General features: G+C 72.3%; 18 protein-coding genes. 7 read left to right on the top strand and 11 right to left on the bottom strand.

Annotated elements, in window-relative coordinates:
- Positions 1–7: 7 nt before the first annotated feature.
- Entirely contained in the window at positions 8–1,177 is a 1,170-nt protein-coding gene (locus IEZ03_RS10235; protein WP_184888823.1) for an acyl-CoA dehydrogenase, read from the bottom strand.
- Between the two features lie 114 nt (positions 1,178–1,291).
- On the opposite strand from IEZ03_RS10235, the gene IEZ03_RS10230 reads away from it, so the two are divergent.
- The gene (locus tag IEZ03_RS10230; protein WP_184888825.1) at positions 1,292–2,626 is read left to right on the top strand and encodes a UDP-glucose dehydrogenase family protein; all 1,335 of its coding nucleotides are present in this window, start codon (positions 1,292–1,294) and stop codon (positions 2,624–2,626) included.
- Between the two features lie 38 nt (positions 2,627–2,664).
- Entirely contained in the window at positions 2,665–3,084 is a 420-nt protein-coding gene (locus tag IEZ03_RS10225; RefSeq protein WP_132052988.1) for a CoA-binding protein, read from the top strand.
- Positions 3,085–3,091: 7 nt separating this feature from the next.
- Here the strand turns inward: IEZ03_RS10225 and purE are convergent, their stop codons facing one another.
- Together purE and IEZ03_RS10215 are read right to left on the bottom strand one after the other, a co-directional pair.
- Positions 3,092–3,595 carry a 5-(carboxyamino)imidazole ribonucleotide mutase gene (gene purE / locus IEZ03_RS10220; RefSeq protein WP_184888827.1) on the bottom strand — a complete coding sequence of 168 codons (504 nt, stop codon included), beginning with the start codon at positions 3,593–3,595 and terminating at the stop codon, positions 3,092–3,094.
- Between the two features lie 49 nt (positions 3,596–3,644).
- Positions 3,645–4,847 carry a 5-(carboxyamino)imidazole ribonucleotide synthase gene (locus tag IEZ03_RS10215; protein WP_268248532.1) on the bottom strand — a complete coding sequence of 401 codons (1,203 nt, stop codon included), beginning with the start codon at positions 4,845–4,847 and terminating at the stop codon, positions 3,645–3,647.
- 223 nt (positions 4,848–5,070) lie between these two features.
- Here IEZ03_RS10215 and IEZ03_RS10210 point away from each other — a divergent pair, with 223 nt between their 5' ends.
- Positions 5,071–5,658, top strand: coding sequence for a GtrA family protein (locus tag IEZ03_RS10210; RefSeq protein WP_229808186.1), 588 nt, complete (start codon positions 5,071–5,073; stop codon positions 5,656–5,658).
- Here IEZ03_RS10210 and IEZ03_RS10205 read toward each other — a convergent pair.
- From IEZ03_RS10205 to glgX, 5 genes are all read right to left on the bottom strand, one after another.
- Positions 5,655–6,926: an ATP-binding protein gene (locus IEZ03_RS10205; protein WP_184888830.1), complete on the bottom strand. Its 1,272-nt coding sequence runs from the start codon at positions 6,924–6,926 to the stop codon at positions 5,655–5,657. The two genes, IEZ03_RS10210 and IEZ03_RS10205, sit on opposite strands and share 4 nt — an antisense overlap.
- A 97-nt stretch (positions 6,927–7,023) precedes the next feature.
- Positions 7,024–7,695, bottom strand: a complete 672-nt coding sequence (locus IEZ03_RS10200; RefSeq protein ID WP_131951643.1) for a response regulator transcription factor — start codon at positions 7,693–7,695, stop codon at positions 7,024–7,026.
- 151 nt (positions 7,696–7,846) lie between these two features.
- Positions 7,847–9,646: a malto-oligosyltrehalose trehalohydrolase gene (gene treZ / locus IEZ03_RS10195; protein WP_184888832.1), complete on the bottom strand. Its 1,800-nt coding sequence runs from the start codon at positions 9,644–9,646 to the stop codon at positions 7,847–7,849.
- Between the two features lie 7 nt (positions 9,647–9,653).
- Positions 9,654–12,047, bottom strand: coding sequence for a malto-oligosyltrehalose synthase (treY, locus tag IEZ03_RS10190; protein WP_229808185.1), 2,394 nt, complete (start codon positions 12,045–12,047; stop codon positions 9,654–9,656).
- Complete coding sequence (glgX, locus tag IEZ03_RS10185; RefSeq protein WP_184888834.1) at positions 12,040–14,208, bottom strand: glycogen debranching protein GlgX; 2,169 nt, start codon at positions 14,206–14,208, stop codon at positions 12,040–12,042. Before glgX ends, treY begins: the two co-directional genes overlap by 8 nt.
- A gap of 226 nt (positions 14,209–14,434) precedes the next feature.
- Between glgX and IEZ03_RS10180 the strand changes: the two genes are divergently transcribed.
- Together IEZ03_RS10180 and bfr are read left to right on the top strand one after the other, a co-directional pair.
- Positions 14,435–14,725 (top strand): (2Fe-2S)-binding protein, encoded by a 291-nt coding sequence (locus IEZ03_RS10180; RefSeq protein ID WP_184888836.1) that lies wholly within the window; start codon positions 14,435–14,437, stop codon positions 14,723–14,725.
- 103 nt (positions 14,726–14,828) lie between these two features.
- Entirely contained in the window at positions 14,829–15,326 is a 498-nt protein-coding gene (gene bfr / locus IEZ03_RS10175; protein WP_184888838.1) for a bacterioferritin, read from the top strand.
- A 39-nt stretch (positions 15,327–15,365) separates the two neighbouring features.
- Here the strand turns inward: bfr and IEZ03_RS10170 are convergent, their stop codons facing one another.
- Positions 15,366–16,391 (bottom strand): adenylate/guanylate cyclase domain-containing protein, encoded by a 1,026-nt coding sequence (locus tag IEZ03_RS10170; RefSeq protein WP_184888840.1) that lies wholly within the window; start codon positions 16,389–16,391, stop codon positions 15,366–15,368.
- 123 nt (positions 16,392–16,514) lie between these two features.
- Positions 16,515–17,372 carry a biotin--[acetyl-CoA-carboxylase] ligase gene (locus IEZ03_RS10165; protein WP_184888842.1) on the bottom strand — a complete coding sequence of 286 codons (858 nt, stop codon included), beginning with the start codon at positions 17,370–17,372 and terminating at the stop codon, positions 16,515–16,517.
- A gap of 117 nt (positions 17,373–17,489) precedes the next feature.
- Here IEZ03_RS10165 and IEZ03_RS10160 point away from each other — a divergent pair, with 117 nt between their 5' ends.
- Complete coding sequence (locus IEZ03_RS10160) at positions 17,490–18,263, top strand: enoyl-CoA hydratase/isomerase family protein (RefSeq protein ID WP_184888844.1); 774 nt, start codon at positions 17,490–17,492, stop codon at positions 18,261–18,263.
- Between the two features lie 28 nt (positions 18,264–18,291).
- On the opposite strand, the gene IEZ03_RS10155 is transcribed toward IEZ03_RS10160, so the two are convergent.
- The gene (locus IEZ03_RS10155; RefSeq protein ID WP_184888846.1) at positions 18,292–20,916 is read right to left on the bottom strand and encodes a phosphoenolpyruvate carboxylase; all 2,625 of its coding nucleotides are present in this window, start codon (positions 20,914–20,916) and stop codon (positions 18,292–18,294) included.
- A gap of 77 nt (positions 20,917–20,993) precedes the next feature.
- Here IEZ03_RS10155 and IEZ03_RS10150 point away from each other — a divergent pair, with 77 nt between their 5' ends.
- Entirely contained in the window at positions 20,994–22,586 is a 1,593-nt protein-coding gene (locus IEZ03_RS10150; RefSeq protein ID WP_184888848.1) for an acyl-CoA carboxylase subunit beta, read from the top strand.
- Positions 22,587–22,607: the final 21 nt, after the last annotated feature.

Raw genomic sequence — 22,607 nt, 5'->3', positions numbered from 1 at the left:
GGGCGGGTTACCTGAGGAGCTGGCGGGCGATGACCATGCGCTGGATCTGGTTGGTGCCCTCGTAGATCTGGGTGATCTTGGCGTCGCGCATCATCCGCTCCACCGGGAACTCCCGCGTGTAGCCGTACCCGCCCAGCAGCTGCACCGCGTCGGTGGTGACGTCCATCGCCACGTCCGAGGCCAGCGCCTTGCACGCCGACGACACCAGCGTCAGGTCCGCGACCTGCTCACCCAGCATCGCCCGCTCGGACTTGATCGCCGCGTGGTAGGTCAGCTGCCGGGCGCCCTCCAGCCGCATCGCCATGTCGGCCAGCATGAACTGCACACCCTGGAAATCGGCGACCGGCCTGCCGAACTGGCGCCGCTCCCTGACGTACCCCACCGCGTAATCCAGCGCGCCCTGCGCGATCCCCAGCGCCTGCGCGGCGATGGTGATCCGGGTGTGGTCCAGCGTGGCCAGCGCCGTCTTGAACCCCGTCCCCTCCGCGCCGATGATCCGGTCGCCCGGGATCCGCACATCCTCCAAGATCACCTGGCGGGTCGGGGACCCCTTGATGCCCAGCTTGCGCTCCTTCGGCCCGAACGACACCCCCGGGTCGGACCTCTCCACCACGAACGCCGAGATCCCCCGCGCACCGGCCGACGGATCGGTCACCGCCATCACCGTGTAGAACTCCGACACCCCCGCATTGGTGATCCACATCTTGGTGCCGTTCAGCACCCAGTCCTCCCCGTCGCGCACCGCACGCGTCTTCATCCCCGCCGCGTCCGAACCGGCGTCGGCCTCCGACAACGCGTAGGAGAACATCGCCTCACCCCGCGCCACCGGCGCCAGATACCTGCGCTTGAGCTCTTCCGAGCCCGACAGCAGGACCGGCACGGTGCCCAGCTTGTTCACCGCCGGGATCAGCGACGACGACGCGCACGCACGCGCCACCTCCTCGATCACGATCACCGTGGCGAGCGCATCGGCTCCCGCACCGCCGTACGATTCGGGCACGTGCACCGCATGCAGGTCATTGGCCGCCAGCGCGTCCAGCGCCTCCTGCGGGAACCGCGACTCCTCGTCCACCTCCGCCGCGAAAGGAGCGATCTTGGCATCGGCCAGCTCACGCACCGTCCGCCGCAGCAGCTCATGCTCCTCCGACGGCGCGTACGCGGGAAAGTCAGCACTCATGGCCGGAATGCTACCGGCCAGTACACTCGCGCGGTCGGTGCACGGACCAGCCCGCAGCGGGCACCTTGGGAATGTGGCCGCTAGTCGGCGACAGCGAAGCGAGAGGAGCCGGCCTTGTCCTACCGGCTGACGGTCATCGGAACGGGGTACCTCGGCGCCACCCACGCGGCCTGCATGGCCGACCTGGGGTTCGAGGTCCTCGGCCTCGACGTGGACGAGGAGCGGATCGCCCGGCTCGCGGCCGGCGACCTGCCGTTCTTCGAGCCGGGCCTGGAGCCCGTGCTGCGCCGGGGGCTGGAGAGCGGGCGGCTGCGGTTCACGTCGTCCTACAAGGAGGCCGCGGACTTCGGCGACGTGCACTTCCTGTGCGTCGGGACCCCGCAGAAGGCCGGTGAGTACGCGGCCGACCTCGCCTTCGTGGACGACGCGGTCAACTCGCTCGCGCCGCTGCTGGAGCGGCCGTGCCTGGTCGTCGGCAAGTCCACCGTCCCGGTCGGGACCGCGGCGCGGCTGGCCGAGACGATGGCGCGGACGGCCCCGGTCGGCGGGGACGCCGTCCTCGCCTGGAACCCCGAGTTCCTGCGGGAGGGCTTCGCCGTCCAGGACACGCTGCACCCGGACCGGATCGTCGTCGGCCTGCCGCCCGACCAGGGCGCCGCCGAGCACGCCGAGAAGGTGCTGCGGGAGATCTACCGGTCGGTGATCGCGCACGGCACCCCGTTCATCACTTGCGACTACGCGACCTCCGAGCTGGTCAAGGTGTCGGCGAACGCGTTCCTCGCCACCAAGATCTCCTTCATCAACGCGATGGCGGAGGTCTGCGAGGCGGCGCACGCCGACGTGACGAAGCTCTCGGAGGCGCTGTCCTACGACGACCGGATCGGCGGCAAGTTCCTCGGCCCCGGGCTCGGCTTCGGCGGCGGCTGCCTGCCGAAGGACATCCGCGCGTTCATGGCCCGCGCCGGGGAGCTGGGCGCCGACCAGGCGCTGACGTTCCTGCGCGAGGTCGACGAGATCAACATCCGGCGGCGGATCCGGATGGTGGACCTGGCCCGGCAGATGCTCGGCGGGTCGTTCGACGGGCGGACGGTCGGGGTCCTCGGCGCGGCGTTCAAGCCGAACTCCGACGACGTCCGCGACTCCCCGGCCCTGGACGTGGCGGCGTCCATACGCGCGCAGGGCGCCGAGGTGACCGTGTACGACCCGCAGGCCATGGGGAACGCCCGCCGCGCCCAGCCGGACCTGGAGTACGGCGAGTCGGCCCTGTCCGCGGCGCGCGGCGCCCACGTCGTGCTGCTGCTGACCGAGTGGGCCGAGTTCCGCGACATGGACCCGGACTCGCTCGCGGAGGTCGTCGCCGAGCGCAACATCGTGGACGGGCGCAACGCGCTGGACCCCGAGAAGTGGCGCGCCGCGGGCTGGACCTACCGGGCGCTCGGCCGTCCCTGAGCGGGAAGCAACCGGCCGGGCGGGCTGTTGTCATGAACATGTCTGATGCCTACGCCGACCAGGCCGTGATCCGGCGCCTGCTCAACGAGTCCAGGACCTGGGCGTTCGTCGGCCTCGGCGACAACCCGTCGCGCGAGGTCTACGAGCAGGCCCGGCTGCTGCAGCAGCGCGGGAAGCGGATCGTCCCCGTCCATCCGGCGGCCCGGGAGGTGCTCGGCGAGCGGGGCTACGCGTCCCTGGCCGAGGTCCCCGACGCGTCCGAGGTCGACGTCGTCGGCGTCTACCGCCGCGCCGAGCACGCCGGGGAGGCGGTGGACGAGGCGATCGCGGCGGGCGCGAAGGCGGTGTGGCTGCCGCTCCAGGTGATCGACGAGGCCGCGGCGCGGCGCGCGAAGGACGCCGGGCTCGACGTCGTCATGAACCGCTGCCCGGCGGTCGAGTGGGCGCTGCGGCGCTGACGGCCGCTCAGAGGCTCGCGCGGAGCCGCGCGCCCTTCGCCTTGGCCTGCCCGTAGAGGTCCTGCTGGAAGACCTTCATCTTCGCCCGCAACCCGTCGTCGGACGCGGCCAGGATGCGGACGGCCAGCAGCCCCGCGTTGCGGGCGGCCCCCACCGCGACCGTGGCGACCGGGACCCCGGCGGGCATCTGCACGATCGAGAGCAGCGAGTCCATTCCGTCGAGGTACTTCAGCGGGACGGGCACGCCGATCACCGGCAGCGGCGTCACCGACGCGAGCATGCCCGGCAGGTGGGCGGCTCCCCCCGCGCCCGCGATGATCACGCGGAGGCCGCGGGCCGCCGCCTCCTCCCCGTAGGCGATCATGTCGTGCGGCATCCGGTGCGCGGACACGACGTCGGCCTCGTAGGGGACGCCGAACTCCGCGAGCGCCTCGGCGGCGCCCTTCATCACGGGCCAGTCCGAGTCGCTGCCCATCACCACGCCGACGACCGGCTCGGACCCCTCGCTCATGCGTGCCTCCTGCGGGGGGCGACCCCCCGCACCCCCCGGTTCGCTCCGCTCATTTGGACTCCTTCCTCTCAGGGCCCCACCGCAGATGATCCGCGGCATGGCGGGCGCGTTCACGGACGTCCGCGAGGTCGTCGCCGAGCGCGGTCACGTGGCCGATCTTGCGGCCGGGCCGCGGCTCCTTGCCGTACATGTGCACCTTGACGCCCGGGTCGTGGGCCATCACGTGGAAGTAGCGGGAGTAGACGTCCGGGTCGTCCCCGCCGAGCACGTTGGCCATGACCGTGTAGCGCGCGGTGGGCTCGGTCGAGCCGAGGGGCAGGTCGAGGACGGCCCTGAGGTGCTGCTCGAACTGCGACGTCCGGGCGCCCTCGATCGTCCAGTGCCCCGAGTTGTGCGGGCGCATCGCCAGCTCGTTCACCAGCAGGCCCTCGTCGGTCTCGAACAGCTCGACCGCGAGGAGGCCGACGACGCCGAGCTCCCCGGCGATGCTCAGGGCGAGGCGCTGCGCCTCTGCGGCGAGGTCGCCCGGCAGGCCCGGCGCCGGCGAGATGACCTCGGTGCAGATGCCGCCCTCCTGGACGGTCTCCACGACCGGGTACGCGGCGCCCTGCCCGTACGGGGAGCGCGCGACCAGCGCCGCCAGCTCCCGCCTGAACGGGACGTACTGCTCGGCCATGAGGTCGACGCCCTCCCCCAGCAGCCGCCGGACTAGGTCGCCGCCGGCGCCGTCCAGGTCCTCGACGAGCCAGACGCCCTTGCCGTCGTAGCCGCCGCGGGTGGCCTTGAGGACGACCGGCCACCCGTGCTCGCGGGCGAACCCGTCCAGGAACTCCAGCGGTTCCGACGGGGGGACGTGCGCGTACGCCGGGCACGGGACGCCCAGCTTGCCGAGCCGGTCGCGCATGACGAGCTTGTCCTGGGCGTGCGCGAGGGCCGCCGAGCCGGGACGGCACGCCTTGCCCGCGGCCTCCAGCTCCCGGATGTGCGGGCCGGGGACGTGCTCGTGGTCGAAGGTCACGACGTCGCAGCCCTCGGCGAACGCCGTGAGGTCGTCGCGGGCGCGGTCGTCGCCGACCTGGACGCCGGACACGACCTTGGCCGCCGAGTCGTCCGCCGCCCCGGTGAGCACGCGTAGCGACACGCCGAGCCCGATCGCCGCCTGCTGCGTCATCCGGGCCAGCTGCCCCCCGCCCGCCATCCCGACGACGGGCACCCCCCGGCGCTGCGGTGGTCGCTGAGGTGGTTCTGTCACGTCAGAAGGCTATCGGGCGGCCGGGACGAACGAATCACGCGCCCGCGGCGTCGTACCGTGTGTGGGCCACCCGACAATGGGCAAGGAACGCACGGACAGTGTGAAACGTTCATGTTCCGACGTCTCCGGGGCGACGGGCGTCTATTCTCGTGATGCCTCCGCAGTAGCCGCCGCGCCGTCGGCCGCGGCGCACCGCCGAAGTCCGGAAGGACGGTTCCCCTTCGTGAGCCTGGTCGCGAATCTCCATCGGCAGTTCGAGCACCTCGTGCGCGAACTCGCGAAGTTCGGCAGCGTGGGCGCCATCGCGTTCGTCATCACGGTCGTGATCGGCAACGGGCTGCACAGCGGGATGGGCGTGGGGCCGCTGACGTCCAACGGCGTCGCGACGGTGGTCGCGACGACGTTCGCGTACCTGGCGAACCGCTACTGGACGTTCCGGCACCGCGACCGCACCGGGCTCGGCCGCGAGTACGTCCTGTTCTTCGCGCTGAACGGCGTCGGCCTGGTCATCACCGAGCTGTTCATCGGCTTCACGCACTACGTGCTGGGGCTCACCGGGCCGCTCTCGTACAACATCTCGCTGGTGATCGGCACCGGGGTGGCGTCGCTGTTCCGCTTCTGGTCGTACAAGAAGTGGGTGTTCCTGCCGGCGAGCGCGCCGCCGGTCGACCCCGCGTCCGGGCTGCCGGAGGCGCCGCCCGCGCTCCCCTCCGACGGGCCCGGCATCCACCGGGCGAACGGGCACGCGGCCGCGTCCCCGCGCCTCGGCCACCCGCTCGACTCCCACGCCGAGGACTACGCGGAGCTCTAGGCAGGGCCCATCACGACGCGCTCCTCGGCGAGGCGCACCTCGGCGACCTGGCGGAGGTGGACGCCGAACACCGCCGGACGCGCCTGGATCAGCTTCAGCTGGTTGCCGTCCACCGTGGCCAGGGAGCGGGCCAGGTAGAGCCCGAGCCCGGTGCCGCGGCCGCCGCTGATGCTCCGCTCGAAGATCCGCGGCTCCAGCTCGGGCGGGATGCCCTCGCCCTCGTCGCCGACCTCGACCAGCACGGAGCTCGCGTACGGCCTGGTGCGGATGGTCACGGTGCCCGCGCCGTGCATGAGCGAGTTGTCGAGCAGCGTCGCGATGATCTGGGAGAGGCCCTCCGGGTTGGTCATGCCGACGAGGTCCCGCTCGCCGATGACCCGCACGTCCCGGCCGGCCCGGCGGAAGATGGGCCGCCACTCCTCGACCTGCTGCGCGATGATCTCGTCGATGGGCGAGGCGACGGCGGCGCCCGTCCGGTCGTGCCGGGCGCGGGACAGCAGCTGCTCGACGACCGCGACGAGGCGCTCGGTCTGCGCGACGGCCGCGGCGCCCTCCTCCCGGACGACGTCCGGGTACTCGGCGGCGTCGATCATCTCCTCCAGCCGCATGGACAGCGCGGTCAGCGGCGTGCGGAGCTGGTGGCTGGCGTCGGAGGCGAACTCGCGGCTGTTGGCCAGCAGGTCGGCGATCCGGACGGCGCTGCGGTCCAGGACCTCGGCGACCCGGTCGACCTCCGGGATGCCGTAGCGGCGGCGGCGCGGCCGGGCGTTGCCGCTGCCGAGCCGGTCGGCGGTCTCGGCGAGGTCGACCAGCGGCAGCGTCAGCTTGCGGGCCTGCACCATCGCCAGCCCGACGGTGACGGCGACGCCGAGCAGGGCGAGGCTGCCGATGAGCAGCATCAGCCGCAGCGCGTCGGCGCCGACCTCCGCCTCCGGCCGCGACACGCGCACCCGGACACCGCCTTGGCTCGCGGTGGCGGTGAGCGCGGAACCGGCCCGCGGCGGCCCGGCGGTGAGCGTCCGGCCGTCCGGCAGGACGATCGAGATGTGCCGCCCCGGGTACTCCCGCGCGACCACCTCGCCGGTGAGGGGCCGCTGCGCCACCAGGCTGTAGGCGACGCCGTCGGCGATGGCGGACGCCTCGCGTTCCAGGGACCGGGCGGCCTCCTCGTGGACGAGCTTGTGTGCGGCGTAGGCGAGGGGTATGCCGAGCATCAGGATCGCGACCACCGCCACCGCGAGCGTCGACAGCAGGAGTCGGCGCCTCATCAGGGCTCCTTCGAGGGTGGGGCCACGGACGTGCGCTACCGCGCCCGGGGCCTCTCGGGAAGGCCCCGGGTGGTCTCACCCGGCCGTGGCGGCGGAGCTAGTCGCCGCGTTCGAACCGGAAGCCGACGCCCCGCACGGTCGTGATGTAGCGGGGGCTGCCGGCGTCGTCGCCGAGCTTGCGGCGCAGCCAGGAAATGTGCATGTCGAGCGTCTTCGTGGAACCCCACCAGTTGGTGTCCCACACCTCGCGCATGATCTGTTCGCGGGTCACGACCTTGCCCGCGTCCCGGACGAGGACGCGCAGCAGGTCGAACTCCTTGGTGGTCAGCTGGAGCTCGTGGTCGCCCATCCAGGCGCGGCGCGACTCGGCGTCGATCCGCACCCCCTGGACGATCGGGGTCTCGGTGCTGCCCCGGCGCAGCAGCGCGCGCACCCGGGCGAGCAGCTCGGCCAGCCGGAACGGCTTGGTCACGTAGTCGTCGGCGCCCGCGTCGAGCCCGACGACGGTGTCGACCTCGTCGGCCCGGGCGGTCAGGATCAGGATGGGAACGCCGTGCCCCTCGGCCCGTACCCTGCGGGCCACCTCCAGGCCGTCCAGTTCCGGGAGGCCGAGGTCCAGGACGATGAGGTCCACACCACCGCCGAGCGCCCGCTCCAGGGCCTGCGGGCCGTCCGGGCTGACTTCTACGGTGTACCCCTCGCGCCGCAGCGCGCGGGCGAGAGGCTCGGAGATGGACGTGTCGTCCTCGGCGAGCAGTACTGAGGTCATGGGTCGATCGTAAGACCATTCTTGAACATTGCCCGGCATGCGCCGCGCTCTTGACCTGCGGTTTGCCACTCGTAGTACATCCACGAATACACCTTCTTCGGCGAAACCCGGACGCACTTCTCAACACACCCGGCACGGGAGGCGCGCGAGGTCACCCGAACACGCCCACGGTCGCGCCCGGCAGCGCCGCGGACACCTCAACAGAATCGCCCAAATTGTCAAAGTCGAGGCGAATTGCCGGATCCGAGGCGAGCAGCAGCCGGGGGCGGGCCGCCGCCGGAGCGGGGACCGGGACAGGGACGGGGAGCACCAGCGGGAGCGTCCCGAAGTTCGCCGCGACGCACACCCCGCCGCGCCGCATCAGCAGCCAGCGCGCCTCACCGTCACCGCACTCGACGGCGGTCCCGGTCAGCCGCGGGTCGTTCAGCTCGGGCCGCGACCGGCGCAGCGCGAGCAGCGCCCGGTGCCATTCGAGCAGGTCGCGGTGGTGCGGCCGGTCGGGCTCCGACCAGTCGAGGACGGAGGCGCGGTAGGTTTCCACAGCCTGTGGATCGGGGACCGCGCCGGTCCAGCCGTGCCGCGCGAACTCCCGGCGGCGCCCCTCGCTGACCGCGCGGGCCAGCTCCGGGTCCTGGTGGTCGGTGAAGTAGCACCACGGGGTGGACGCGCCCCACTCCTCGCCCATGAAGAGCATGGGCGTGAACGGTGCGAGCAGGAGCACCGCAGCGCCGACCTTGAGCATCGCCGGGGAGATTCCCGCGGATTCCAGGACGGTGCCGATACGGTCGCCCGCGGCGCGATTTCCCACCTGGTCGTGGTTTTGCAGAAAGCCGAGGAACCGGTGCGCGGGCGTCTCCTGAACGTTGACCGGACGGCCGTGGTGCCGTCCCCGGTAAGTCGACATGGTCCCGTCGTGGACGAAGACCTTCGTGAGCGCCTTCCTGAGCGTCTCCATAGAGCCGAAGTCGCAGTAATAGCCCTGCCGCTCGCCGGTGAGCACGGCGTGCAGGGCGTGATGGAAGTCGTCGCTCCACTGGCCGTCCAGCCCATATCCGCCCGCCTCCCTGGGTGTCACCAGGCGCGGGTCGTTCAGGTCGGATTCGGCGATGAGGAACAGGTGCCGTCCAAGGTGCGCGGAAAGGCCCGCCACCGACCGCGACAGCTCTTCGAGAATGTGCACCGCGCCGTGGTCGGTGATGGCGTGGACGGCGTCGAGGCGGAGCCCGTCGAAGTGGTAGTCGCGCAACCACATCAGCGCGTTCTGCACGACGAACGCGCGGACCTCGTCCGACCCTTCCTGATCGAAATTCACTGCGTCGCCCCATGGCGTGGCGTGGGCGCTGGTGAAGTACGGCCCGTAGTCGCCGAGGCGGTTCCCGTCCGGCCCGAGGTGGTTGTAGACGACGTCCAGGACCACGGCCAGGCCGCGTGCGTGGGCGGCGTCCACGAAGCGCTTCAGCCCGTCAGGGCCGCCGTACGGCTCGTGGGGCGCCCATAGGTGGACGCCGTCGTACCCCCAGCCGTGGTGGCCCGGGAAGGCGGCGACCGGCAGCAGCTCCACCGCGTCGATGCCGAGGGCCACCAGGTGGTCGAGCCGCTCGGCGGCCGCGTCGAACGTCCCCTCCGGCGTGAACGTGCCCACGTGCATCTCGTACAGGACGCTTCCCGCGAGGGGGCGTCCGTGCCAGTGCTGGTCCGTCCAGGCAAAACGGTCGTGGTCGTACGTGCGGCTGGGGCCGTGGACGCCGTGCGGCTGCCATGGCGAGCGCGGGTCGGGCAGGGCCTCTTCCGCGCCGTCCAGGGCGAAGGCGTAGTCGGTCCCGTGCCCGGCGTCCGCGACTTCCGCCCCCCACCAGCCCGGACGTCCCTCCAAGGGCTCCATGGGGTGGCGTGCGCCGCCGGCAACGAGGTCCCCGCGGCCGGCGGACGGTGCCCAGACCTCGAACCTCATGAAACGCTCACCGGTCGATCTCCCGGGGTACGAGCAGCGCGACGGGCAGGTGCTCGAAGACGCGGTCGGCGTCCAGGACCGGGCCCATGTGCGTGCAGCCGGTCAGCACGTCCCGCCAGCCCTGCTGGACGACGTCCACCCTCGTCCGGCCCCAGCCGCCGCGGCGCTCCAGCCCCACCGGGAGCCGGGTGGCGAGCGCGACCGCGTCGCCGCGGGCGAACCCGACGACGTGTCCGGCGGCGGGTCCGCGGGAGGCGATCGGCTCGTGCCGGGCGCCCGGCCCGAACCATTCGGGGTGGGCCCTGCGCAGCCGCAGCGTCCGCGAGGTGACCAGCAGCTTCTCGTCGTCCACGTCCTTGGCCGGGCGGCCGGTGTCGAGCCGCTGGAGCCGCTCGCGGCGCCGCCCGTAGTCGACCGGGCGCCGGTTGTCGGGGTCGACGAGCGCCAGCCCGGTCAGCTCGCAGCCCTGGTAGACGTCCGGAACGCCCGGCATCGCCAACTGGACGAGCTTCTGCCCGAGCGTGTTGACCCGGGCGCAGGGCGCGAGCTTCGCCACGAACGCGGTCAGGTCGGTGACGAGGTCGGGGTTAGCCAGCACGGAGCGCGCGTAATCGAGGACGGCCTCCTCATAGGCGGGATCGCCGTCGACCCACGCGGTGCGGGTCTTGGCCTCGCGCATCGCCTTGGTGAGGAACTCCTCCAGGCGGCCGATGGTGATGGGCCAGGCGCCGACGAGCGTCTGCCAGAACAGGCATTCGAGGTCCGGTTCCATCGGTGAAGGCGCGGGCCCCCACTGGCGCCAGCGGTCCATGGCCTCCGCCCACTCGGCCGGCATCTCCGACAGGACCGCCAGCCATGCGCGGACGTCTTCTTCCCGCTTGGTGTCGTGCGTGGACAGCGTCGTCATCGTGGACGGCCAGTCCCGGGCGACCCTGATGCAGTACGAGTGGAAGTCCTCCGTGCTCACGGAGAAGCGCGCCGGGTCGCCGCCGACCTCGTTCAGCGCGGCCATGCGGTTCCACCGGTAGAACGCCGTGTCCTCGACGCCCTTTGCCGCCAGCGGAGCCGAGGTCTGCTGGAACCGCACGATGAACTCGGCATCGGTGCGTTCCCCGCGTCCGAGGGCGAGGTCCACCACCGTCTCCAGGTCGCCGTGCAGGTCCACTGGCAGATGCGCTCGTGCGCGGCCGGCGGCCTCGTTCAGGACGTCCACGGCCTGCTGCGGCGCGTCCTCCCCCGGAACGACGTAGGCGCGGTAGACGGGCATGGCGACGAGCAGTTCGACCAGGGCCCGCTCCAGGCCCGGACGGCGCTCGCCCACGACCCGCTGGAGAACGCGCAGGAGCCGGTCGATCTCGGGTTTCAGGCCGTGCGTCGCGGCGTGGCGGCGGGCCTCGTGCTCCACCTCCGCGAAGTCGGCCGGGCCTCCGGTGACCGACACGTAGTGGTCGGTGAGCGGCTTCTCCCCGGCCGGGTCGACGAACAGGCCGCCGACCATGCCGAGCGAGTCGTAGCCGGTGGTGCCCGCGCACGGCCAGTCCGGCGGCAGCCGCTCCTCCCCCTCGGTGATCTTCTCGACCAGCAGCCAGGCGCCGGGGGCCGCCTCCGCCAGCCGCCGCAGGTAGCCGCGCGGGTCGGCGAGCCCGTCGGGGTGGTCGACGCGCAGGCCGTGGACGTGGCCGCCCGCGACCAGGTTCAGCACCAGCGCGTGCGTGCGCTCGAAGACCTCGGGGTCCTCCTGCCGGAGCCCGATCAGCCCGGAGATGTCGAAGAAGCGGCGGTAGTTGGGCTCGCCCCCGCCGGGCAGGACGATCCGGCCGCCGCCCGCCTCCCAGTCGATGTCGAACCACCTGGCGTACGGCGAGGCGGGCCCCTCCGCCAGGACGGCGGTGAGCGGCAGGTTCAGGTCCCGCGGCTCCGGGATCGCCATGTGGTTCGGGACGACGTCGACCAGCACACGCAGCCCGTGGGCGCGGAACCGGGCCGCCATGGCGCCGAACGCCTCGGCACCGCCCAGCTCGTCCGCCAGGCGGGAGTGGTCGACCACGTCGTAGCCGTGCGTGGAGCCGGGAGCGGCCTGCAGCACCGGCGACAGGTAGACGTGGGACACCCCCAGGGACGCCAGGTAGGGGGCGAGCGCGGCGGCCTCCGCGAAGCCGAAGTGCTCCCCGGGCGTCCCGCGGAGCTGGAGCCGGTAGGTGCCGGACGGGGGTGCGGCGGCCCCGTCCTCGGCGGGGGCGGGGGTGTCGGGGGTGTTCGCTTCGGCCAGATGGTCCTCGGACACGGTCTCCTCATCAGGGGGGTCGCCGGGGAGCGGTTCCTCGGTGGCGTGTTCGGGCTCGGTGGCAGGTCGGGGCTCGGGGGCGGGTTCGGGCTCGGGCTCGGGGGCGGGTTCAGACACGGCGCAGCACCTGGGTGGACCGGGCACCGACCGGGACGTTCTCGCGGGCCTTCACGACGGGCGACTCCTCCTCGGCCAGCAGCGGGTCCGCGGTGTCGAGCACCTTCATCCACATCTGCCCGTACACGGCAGGCGGAAGCGTGAACGTGAGGTCCCCGTCGTGCGCGTTGATCAGCAGGAGGAACGAGTCGTCCCTGACCTGCCTGCCCCGCCGGTCGGGCTCGCCGATCGCGTCGCCGTTCAGGAACACGTTCAGCGACTTGTTGAAGCCCGCCGTCCAGTCCCGGTCGCCCATCTCGGTGCCGCCGGGGGTGAACCAGACGAGGTCCGGCAGGTCCTCGGGCCCGCCCTTCGCGGCCCGGCCGCCCTTCTTCCGTCGCTGGTCGCCGAGGAAGAACCGCCGGCGCCGGAACACCGGATGCTCCGTCCGCAGCCGGGACAGCCGCTGGACGAAGTCGAGCAGCGGCCCGCGCTCGTCGGGGAACATGCCCTGGCGGAGCCCGGTCCAGTCGACCCAGGAGAGCTCGTTGTCCTGGCAGTAGGCGTTGTTGTTGCCGTCCTGCGTCCGGCCCATCTCGTCGCCGTGCAGCAGCATCGGCACGCCCTGCGACAGGAACAGCGTGGTCAGGAAGTTGCGCTTCTGCCGCTCGCGCAGCGCGAGGACGTCCAGGTCGCCGGTCGGCCCCTCGTGGCCGCAGTTCCACGACCGGTTGTCGTCGCTGCCGTCCCGGTTGCCCTCGCCGTTGGCCTCGTTGTGCTTGTGGTCGTAGGAGACGAGGTCGTGCAGCGTGAACCCGTCATGGCACGTCGCGAAGTTGATCGAGGCGATCGGGCGGCGGCCGTCGTCGGCGTACAGGTCGGACGAGCCCGTCAGCCGGGACGCGAAGTCGGGCAGCGTGTCCGGCTCCCCGCGCCAGAAGTCGCGGACGGTGTCGCGGTACTGGCCGTTCCACTCCGTCCAGAGGGGCGGGAAGTTGCCGACCTGGTAGCCGCCCTCGCCGATGTCCCACGGCTCGGCGATCAGCTTCACCTGGGAGACGACCGGGTCCTGCTGGACGAGGTCGAAGAACGCCGCCAGCCGGTCGACCTCGTGCAGCTCGCGGGCGAGCGTCGCGGCGAGGTCGAAGCGGAACCCGTCCACGTGCATCTCGGTCACCCAGTACCGCAGCGAGTCCATGATCATCTGCAGCACGTGCGGGCTGCGCATCAGCAGGCTGTTACCGGTGCCCGTCGTGTCCATGTAGTAGCGGCGGTCGTCCTCGGTGAGCCGGTAGTACGAGGCGTTGTCGATGCCGCGGAGCGACAGCGTCGGGCCCAGGTGGTTGCCCTCGGCGGTGTGGTTGTAGACGACGTCCAGGATCACCTCGATGCCGGCCTCGTGCAGCGCCTTCACCATCGCCTTGAACTCCAGCACCTGCTCGCCCCGGTGCCCGGACGACGAGTACTCGTTGTGCGGCGCGAAGAAGCCGATGGTGTTGTAGCCCCAGTAGTTGCGCAGCCCGCGGCTCGTCAGCGCGTCGTCGTGGACGAACTGGTGCACGGGCATCAGCTCCACCGCCGTCACCCCGATCGAGCGCAGGTGATCGATGATCACGGGGTGCGCGAGGCCCGCGTAGGTGCCGCGCAGGCTCGGAGGGATCTCCGGGTGCCGGGCGGTGAGGCCCTTGACGTGCGCCTCGTAGATGACCGTCTCGTGGTACGGGATCCGGGGCGGGCGGTCGTCCCCCCAGTCGAAGTACGGGCTGACCACCACCGAACGCATCGTGTGCCCGGCCGAGTCGGCGTCGTTGCGCGACCACGGGTCGCCGAAGTTGTAGCCGAAGCACGCCTCGTCCCAGTCGACCGTTCCCTCGATGGCCTGCGCGTACGGGTCGAGGAGCATCTTCGCCGGATTGCACCGCAGCCCCTGCGGCGGGTCGTACGGCCCGTGCACCCGGTAGCCGTACCTGCGGCCCGGCATGATGCCCGGCAGGTACCCGTGCCATACGAAGGCGTCCACCTCCGGAAGGTCGATCCGGGTCTCCTCGCCGTCGCCGACCGGCCCGTCGAACAGGCACAGCTCAACCCGCTCCGCCACCTCGGAGAAGATGGCGAAGTTCGTGCCCGCGCCGTCGAACCGGGCTCCGAGCGGGTAGGCGTCCCCTGGCCAGATCTGCGCCACTGTCCCGCTCCTCGTCATGACGCGCCGCCGTCTCGGACGCGGCGGCGCACGGGAGAGCCTTTCCCCCTGCGGTTTAGATCACACCGGCACCGATTGGGATGGCTCTGGCCAGAACGGACATGACTGAGCTACCTTAGGGGAGCCTTACCTTATTGAGGGTGCCCTAAGCTCCCCAGGTCAGGCACGTGGAGTGGTTCAGCGCCGCACGGAAGGTCCGCGAAGCCGCATGTACGTGTGCATCTGCAACGTCGTCACGGAGGACGACGTTCACGGCTGCCTGGCGAACGGCTGCAGGACGGCCAAAGAGGTCAAGGCCGCCTGCGGCTTCAAGCCCGGGTGCGGCATGTGCACCAAGCGCATCCACACGATGGTCAGCGAGTACCGCACGGCCGGCGAACTCGCGGACGCCCTGACCGGCGGCCCGCTGCCCCTGGCCGCCGTCGCCGAGGCGCCGGCCGCTCCGCAGATCGTCCCCGACGCCGCCGAGGGAGGGACCGCTCCGCAGACCGCCGCCTGAACCGTCCCCGGACACCCGCATGGCGCCGCCCGCGAGGGGCGGAGACCGCCATCGCGGGGGCCAGTGCTGTCTAAGATCCGCCGGTCGTGGAAGCATGGGGACCATGGAAGGCGACAAGGACATCATCGCGCTGCTCAACGAGCAGCTCACCGCGGAGCTCACGGCGATCAACCAGTACTTCCTGCACTCGAAGATGCAGGAGCACTGGGGCTTCACCCGCATCGCCAAGCACACCCGCGACGAGTCGTTCGACGAGATGCGGCACGCGGAGCGGCTGACCGACCGGATCCTGTTCCTGGAGGGGCTGCCGAACTACCAGAAGATCGGCACCCTGCGGATCGGGCAGACCATCGTCGAGCAGCTCGAGGCCGACCTCGCCGTCGAGCGGGAGGCCGTGGCCCGGCTGCGTCCCGGCATCGAGCTGATGCGCTCGCGCGGCGACGTCACCTCCGCGCGGATCTTCGAGGACATCCTCGCCGACGAGGAGGAGCACATCGACTACCTGGAGACCGAGCTGAGCCTCGTCCGGGAGCTCGGGGAGCAGAACTACAAGCAGCGGCTCACCGGATACCCCGGCGACGACGGCGCCTCGCCCGTCTGAACCGCCCCGTCCGACCGCCCGTCCGGGCCGCCCGGACCGCTACGGCGCCCCGGAGTCCGCGGGCCCGGCCGCCGGCTTGCGGCGCAGCACGTACGGCTGGATGATGCCCAGCCCGCGGACCGGGCGCCGCACGATGCGCGTCACCTCGTAGGCCGGCCGCTTCTCCAGCCGCGCCGCCAGCTCGCCGTCGATCACGACCGAGCCGGGGCGCGCCAGGGACGTGAGCCGCGCCGCGAGGTTGACGGTCGTGCCGAACACGTCGCCCATCAGCGGCAGCACCGGCCCGTACGCCGCGCCGACCCGGACGTCGGGCACCTCGGTCTCGTCCTGGATGGTCGCCGCGATGGTGAGCGCGATCTCCGCGCCGATCTCCGGCGTCTCCGCGCTGAACAGCACCTCGTCGCCGAGCGTCTTCACCAGCCGGCCGCCGAGGGAGGCGACGATGTCGGCCGCGGTCTCCTCGAACCACTCCACCACCCGGGCCAGCTCGATCTCCTCCAGCTCCCGGCTGACCTGCGTGAACGACACCATGTCCGCGAACCCGACCGTGGTCATGGGCCGCCCGGCCGGGTCGCCGTTCTCCCGCGTGGCCGCCGCGCCGAGCGCCCGGGTCCCGGCGGCGGCGAGCTGCCGCCGCCAGGCGTGCACGACCAGCGGCTCGAACTCCCCGATGTGCTTCTCGGCGATGTCCACGATCGTCTCGACCGCCTCCGCGGACGGCGCCTCGTTCGGTTCCTGCGGCAGCATGCTGCGCAGCAGGCTGACCTGCCATTCGGCGAGCCGGCTCATGGTCTGCCCGAAGGCGCGGACCAGCCGGATCACCCCGTCCTCGTCCAGGATCCCGTCGGCGACGAGGCGGCCGAGCCGCTCCAGCGCCGCGATGTCGCCCTCGGTGTAGGCGACGGTCTCGTCCGGCATCGACGGGTAGCCGAACGCCCGCCAGACCTTCCCGGAGAACTCCTGCGACACCCCCGAGAGCCGGACCGCGTCGACACGGGTGTAGCGCAGCTCGCCCCCGAGCAGGAGCTCTTCGATCTCCTTCGGATCCGGCAATCCGGCCGCCATCTTCCGCCCCTCAGCCCGCCGCCGCCCCGGACCGGGACACCGCCGTCATGGATCGGTACCGGGACATATCGTTGCAGATCAGCATGACGGTCAACGTGCGGACCGCGGATCGCCGTTCCCCGTTCACCGGACGTGCACCACGTCGCCCGCGCTCACCGCGCTGTCCCCGCCGGTCCCCGCCACCACCAGGCGCCCCGCCCCGTCCACGTCGCGCGCCGTCCCGGCCAGCGTCCGCCCGCCGGGCAGCTCCACCCGCACCGTGCGGCCGAGCGTGGCGCACAGGTCCTTGTAGGCGGTACGCAGCCCGCTGGTCTCCGGATCACCGCCGAGCGCCGTCCACTCCCGGTACCAGGTGGCGAACTCGCGCAGGATCGCGCGCAGCAGCGGCGCCCGGTCGCTCAGCGGCGCCCTCTCGATCGCGAGGGACGTCGCCGTCTCCACCGGCAGCTCCGACTCCCGCAGCCCGACGTTCAGCCCGACCCCGATGACGAGGCCCCCGTCGATCTTCTCGGCGAGGATCCCGGCGAGCTTCCGCTCCCCGACCATCAGGTCGTTCGGCCACTTGAGGCGCGCGTCCACGGCGACGTCGCCGCCTGCGAGGAACCCCTCCCCCTCCTGCGCCCACGCCGTCATGCGCCGGACGGCGGTCGCGACGGCGACGCCGGTCAGCAGCGGCGCCCACCCGAGCGCCGGCACCGGCACGTCCGGCCGCAGGAGCATGGAGAACATCAGCCCGGACCGCGGCGGCGCCGTCCAGGACCGGCCCTGCCGGCCGCGGCCCGCCGTCTGCATCTCCGTGACCAGCACGGTGCCCTCGGGCGCCCCCTCGGCGGCCCGCTCCGCGAGGTCGGCGTTGGTCGAGCCCGTCGAGTCCACGACGCGGACGTCCCGCCAGAACCCCCCTTCGCTGACCAGCGCCCGCCGAAGGGCCGCCTCATGCAAGGGAGGCCGCCCGAGATCCCCGTAAGGTGAGTCGCTCACGCCCCCATCAAACCCCACCGCCCCCCGTTGACTTGCGGCGTGTTGTTGTTATGGAGCGCTCCATAACAACAACACGCCGCAAGTCAACGGAAGTGGGGAGGGGGTTAGGGTCTTCGCATGGATGGTGTGACGTTGCGGCGGGACGGGCATGTCGCGGAGATCGTGCTGGACCGGGCGGAGGCGCTCAACGCCCTGTCGACGGCGATGGCGCGGCGGCTCGCGGCGGTGTGCGCGGAGGTGGCGGCGGACGCCTCGGTCCGCGCGGCGGTGCTGAGCGCCGCCGGCGAGCGGGCGTTCTGCGTCGGCGCCGACCTCAAGGAGCGCAACGCGATGACCGACGCGGAGATCATGGCCCAGCGCCCGGTCTTCCGGGCCGCGTTCGGCGGCGTCCTGAACCTGCCGCAGCCGGTCATCGCCGCCGTGCACGGCTTCGCGCTCGGCGGCGGCTGCGAGTTCGCGCTGTCCGCCGACCTGATCGTCGCGGACGAGACGGCCGTGTTCGGGCTGCCCGAGGTGAGCGTCGGCCTCGTCCCCGGCGGCGGCGGGACGCAGCTCGCCCTGCGCCGCCTCGGCCCCGCCAAGGCAGCCGACCTCGTCTTCACCGGCCGCCGGCTGAGCGCCGACGAGGCCCTGGAGTTCGGGCTCGCCGACCGCAAGGTCCCCGCCGGCGCGGCCCGCGACGAGGCACTGGCCCTGGCCGGTGTGATCGCCCAGAACTCCCCGGTGGCCGTCCGCGCCGCCAAGCGCGCCCTCCGCCAGGGCGGCGGCGTCGGCCTCGACGCGGGGCTCGACCTGGAGGAGAACGCCTGGCGCACCGCCGCGTTCTCGGCCGACCGCCGCGAGGGGATCGCCGCCTTCAACGAGAAGCGCAAGCCCGTCTGGCCGTCCTGACCGCTCCGGGCGGTCCGGACGGTCCGGATCAGCCGGTGTTCTGCAGGCCGGCGGCCACGCCGTTGACGGACAGGAGGAGCAGCGTCTCCAGGTGGGCGCGCTCCTCCTCGTCGGTGACGCCCGCGCGAAGCGCCCTGAGGGCGCGGAGCTGCAGGTGGGAGAGCGCGTCCACGTACGGGTTGCGCAGTTCGACGGCCCGGGAGAGGACGCGGCGGTTCTCCAGCAGGCGCTCGTGGCCCGTCACCGCCAGGACGAGGCGGTGGGTGCGGTCGTACTCGGCGAGGACGGTCTCGGTCAGTTCCGGACGGCCGCCCAGCGCCAGGTAGCGCTCGGCGATCGCGCGGTCGGACTTGGCCAGGCTCATCTCGGCGTTGTCGAGCAGGGTGTTGAACAGCGGCCACGACCCGTACGCCTCGCGGAGCTCGGCCAGGTCGCGGCCGTCGGCGGAGACGGCGGCGAGGCCGCTGCCCAGGCCGTACCAGCCGGGGAGGTTGACGCGGGTCTGCGTCCAGGCGAACACCCACGGGATGGCGCGCAGGTCCTCCAGGCCGCGGGCGGCCTTGCGGCGGGCCGGGCGTGAGCCGATGCGCAGCTCCGAGATCTCCTCCAGCGGGCTGACCTGGGAGAACCACGCGGCGAAGTCCTCGGTCTCGACGAGCGCGCGGAACGCCGCCCGCGCGGCCTCGCTGATCTTGTCGGCCAGCGGGCGGTAGCGGGCCGCGGCGTCGCGGGCGCGGTCCTGCACGGCGCCGGTCGAGGCGAGCAGCACGGCGCTGGTGACCTGCTCGACGTGCCGCCCGGCGATCTCGCGCCGGCCGTAGCGGGCGAAGATGACCTCGCCCTGCTCGGTGACCTTGAAGCGGCCCGCGACCGAGCCCGGCGCCTGCGCCAGGATCGCGCGGTTGGCGGGGCCGCCGCCGCGGCCGAGGGAGCCGCCGCGGCCGTGGAACAGCGTCAGCCTGATGTCGTGGCGGGCCGCCCACGCGGCGAGCGCCTCCTGCGTGTCGTACAGCCGGAGGGTCGCGCTCGTCGGGCCGAGCTGCTTGGCCGAGTCGGAGTAGCCGAGCATGACCTCCAGCCGGCGCCCGGTGTCGGCCAGCCGGCGGCGGACGGCCGGGATCTCCAGCATCCCGTCGAGGACGGACGGGGCGCGTTCGAGGTCTTCCCCGGTCTCGAAGAGCGGGATGACGTCGAGGACCGGCGCCTGCTCGCCGAGGGAGGCGGCGAGCTCGTGGACGTTGGCGACGTCCTCGGCGGAGCGGGTGAACGAGACGATGTAGCGGTGGCAGGCGCGGACGCCGAAGCGGCCCTGGATCCACGCGATGACGCGGAGGGTCTCCAGGATCTCCTCGGTCATCTCCGACCGCGGCCCGCCCGCGGCCAATTCACGCAGCGCCGTCTCGTGCAGTTCGGAGTGCTGGCGGATCTCCAGTTCCGCGAGGTGGAACCCGAACGTCTCGACCTGCCAGACGAGCTGCTGGACGCGCCCGTACGCCTGCCGCGCCGCGCCCGCCCCCGCCAGTGACTCCTGGACGGTGCGAAGGTCGGCCAGCAGCTCGTCCGGGGAGCCGTAGGCGAGGTCGGCGTCGCGCTCCCGGGTCGCGGCGATCCGCGCCGCCGCGTGCAGCAGGACCTGGCGGTGCGGTTCGCCGGGCGAGCGCTTGGCGATCTCGGCGAGCAGCCGGGGATGCGCGGTGCGCGCGGCGGCGAGGACCTCGCGGAGCTCCGCCGACGCGGGCGTCGTCGTCTCGTGGACGGTCAGCTCGCGCCCGACGCGCCCGCAGGCGTTCTCCAGCGCGCGCAGGATGTGGTCGGCCTGGATCATGACCGCGTCCCGGGTGACCTGCGCGGTGACGTAGGGGTTGCCGTCGCGGTCGCCCCCGATCCAGCTGCCGAACCGCAGGTAGGGGCGGGCCTCCGGCGGGCGGGCGCCGGTGCCGTCCCCGGCGAGCGCGCGGTCGAGGGCCCGGTAGATGTGCGGGACGACGCGGAAGAGCGTCTCGTCGAACGCGGCCATCGCGGTGCGGACCTCGTCCAGCGGGTCGAGCTTGGTGGTCCGGCGCAGCGCCGTCCGCCACAGCAGGTCGATCTCCTCGCGGAGGCTGCGCTCGATCTCGGCGCGCTCGGACGCGCCGGGGTCGCCGCCCAGCCGCGTCATCAGGTCGCTGATGCGCTGGATGGCGGTGACGACCGCGCGGCGGCGGGCCTCGGTGGGGTGGGCGGTGAAGACCGGGCGGAACTCCAGGTTCTCGACGAGGTCGTCCAGGTCGCCGTCCCCGGATTCGCGGATGTGCCGGACGGTGGCCGCGACCGAGCCGGGCACGGTGTCGCCGGTGTCGCGCTCCCGCAGCGTCCGGATGCGGTGGTGCTCCTCCGCGAGGTTCGTCAGGTGGAAGTACACGGTGAACGCGCGGGCGACCTGCTCGGCACGTTCCAGCGGGTAGCCGTCGACGATGGCGGCGACCTCCGCGCCGGTCGTCTCGCCGCGGCGGGCCGCGATCACCGCGTGGCGGAGCCGTTCGACGTCGTCCAGCAGCCCCTGGCCGCCGTACTCGACGAGGCCGTCGCCCAGCATCGCGCCGAGCAGCCGCACGTCGCGGCGGAGCGGTTCGGGCAGGTCCTGCCGGAATGTCTCACGCGTCTTCGTAGCCACCCGCCCCAGCGTAACGAGACCCGGTGACCGGCCCCCGCCCGCATCCGCGCCATCAGTGTGCGGTTACCCTGGCCCGCATGGCGACGCAAGCCCCTGAACCCCCGGTGGAGTACGACGTCCACACCACGGCGGGAAAGATCGCGGACCTGGAGCGGCGCAGGTACGAGGCCGTGCACGCGGGCTCGGCGCGTGCCGTCGAGAAGCAGCACGCCAAGGGCAAGATGACGGCCCGGGAGCGGATCGACGCGCTGCTCGACCCCGGCTCGTTCGTCGAGTTCGACGAGATGGCGCGGCACCGCTCCACGAACTTCGGGATGGAGAAGAACCGCCCCTACGGCGACGGCGTCGTCACGGGCCACGGCACGGTGGACGGGCGTCCCGTCGCCGTGTTCAGCCAGGACTTCACCGTCTCCGGCGGCTCCCTCGGCGAGGTGTTCGGCGAGAAGATCTGCAAGGTCATGGACCACGCGGTCAAGACCGGCTGCCCGGTGATCGGGATCAACGACTCCGGCGGCGCGCGGATCCAGGAGGGCGTGGTCGCGCTCGGCCTGTACGCCGAGATCTTCAAGCGGAACGTGCACGCGTCCGGCGTGATCCCGCAGATCTCGCTGGTCATGGGGCCGTGCGCGGGCGGCGCCGTGTACTCCCCGGCGATCACCGACTTCATCGTCATGGTCGACCAGACCTCGCACATGTTCATCACCGGGCCCGACGTGATCAAGACGGTCACCGGTGAGGAGGTGACGATGGAGGAGCTGGGCGGCGCGCACTCGCACAACTCCAAGTCCGGCGTCGCCCACTACCAGGGGTCGGACGAGGACGACGCGATCGAGTACGTGAAGGCGCTGCTGTCCTACCTGCCGTCCAACAACCTCTCCGACGCGCCCGCGTTCGACGTGTCCGTCGACCCCGCGGAGCTCGTCGAGGAGCTGGACACCCTCATCCCCGACTCGCCGAACCAGCCGTACGACATGAAGACCGTCATCGAGCACGTGCTGGACGACGGCGAGTTCCTGGAGGTGCAGGAGCTCTACGCCCCGAACATCGTCACCGGGTTCGGGCGGGTCGAGGGCCACTCGGTCGGCATCGTCGCCAACCAGCCGATGCAGCTCGCCGGGACGCTCGACATCGACGCCTCGGAGAAGGCCGCGCGGTTCGTGCGGACGTGCGACGCGTTCAACGTGCCGGTGCTGACGTTCGTGGACGTCCCCGGCTTCCTCCCCGGCACCGACCAGGAGTGGAACGGGATCATCCGGCGCGGCGCGAAGCTCCTGTACGCCTACGCCGAGGCGACCGTCCCGCTCGTCACGATCATCACGCGGAAGGCGTACGGCGGCGCCTACGACGTCATGGGCTCCAAGCACCTCGGCGCCGACATCAACCTCGCGTGGCCGACCGCGCAGATCGCCGTGATGGGCGCGCAGGGCGCGGTCAACATCCTGTACCGGCGCGAGCTGGCCGCCGCGGACGACCCGGACGCCCGCCGCGCCGAGCTGATCACCGAGTACGAGGACACCCTCGCCAACCCCTACGTCGCGGCCGAGCGCGGTTACATCGACAACGTGATCAAGCCGTCGGAGACGCGCGGGCAGGTCGTGCGGGCGCTGCGGGCGCTGCGCGAGAAGCGGCAGACGCTGCCGCCCAAGAAGCACGGGAACATCCCGCTCTGAACCGACCCTCCCAGGAGGTCA

The organism is Actinomadura livida (assembly GCF_014648675.1).
In the GTDB taxonomy this organism is placed as follows: domain Bacteria; phylum Actinomycetota; class Actinomycetes; order Streptosporangiales; family Streptosporangiaceae; genus Spirillospora; species Spirillospora livida.
The sequence above is the reverse complement of the archived record's forward strand: the minus strand, read 5'-3'. Positions and strand labels throughout refer to the sequence as shown.

Bases quoted from the DNA above. Each gene is read 5' to 3' on its own strand.
- IEZ03_RS10200 (WP_131951643.1), bottom strand. From the start codon at position 7,695: ATGACCTCAGTACTGCTCGCCGAGGACGACACGTCCATCTCCGAGCCT.
- IEZ03_RS10170 (WP_184888840.1), bottom strand. From the start codon at position 16,391: ATGGCGGCCGGATTGCCGGATCCGAAGGAGATCGAAGAGCTCCTGCTC.
- IEZ03_RS10160 (WP_184888844.1), top strand. From the start codon at position 17,490: ATGGATGGTGTGACGTTGCGGCGGGACGGGCATGTCGCGGAGATCGTG.
- IEZ03_RS10205 (WP_184888830.1), bottom strand. From the start codon at position 6,926: ATGAGGCGCCGACTCCTGCTGTCGACGCTCGCGGTGGCGGTGGTCGCG.
- treZ (WP_184888832.1), bottom strand. From the start codon at position 9,646: ATGAGGTTCGAGGTCTGGGCACCGTCCGCCGGCCGCGGGGACCTCGTT.
- IEZ03_RS10180 (WP_184888836.1), top strand. From the start codon at position 14,435: ATGTACGTGTGCATCTGCAACGTCGTCACGGAGGACGACGTTCACGGC.
- purE (WP_184888827.1), bottom strand. From the start codon at position 3,595: ATGAGCGAGGGGTCCGAGCCGGTCGTCGGCGTGGTGATGGGCAGCGAC.
- IEZ03_RS10235 (WP_184888823.1), bottom strand. From the start codon at position 1,177: ATGAGTGCTGACTTTCCCGCGTACGCGCCGTCGGAGGAGCATGAGCTG.
- bfr (WP_184888838.1), top strand. From the start codon at position 14,829: ATGGAAGGCGACAAGGACATCATCGCGCTGCTCAACGAGCAGCTCACC.
- IEZ03_RS10150 (WP_184888848.1), top strand. From the start codon at position 20,994: ATGGCGACGCAAGCCCCTGAACCCCCGGTGGAGTACGACGTCCACACC.
- IEZ03_RS10225 (WP_132052988.1), top strand. From the start codon at position 2,665: ATGTCTGATGCCTACGCCGACCAGGCCGTGATCCGGCGCCTGCTCAAC.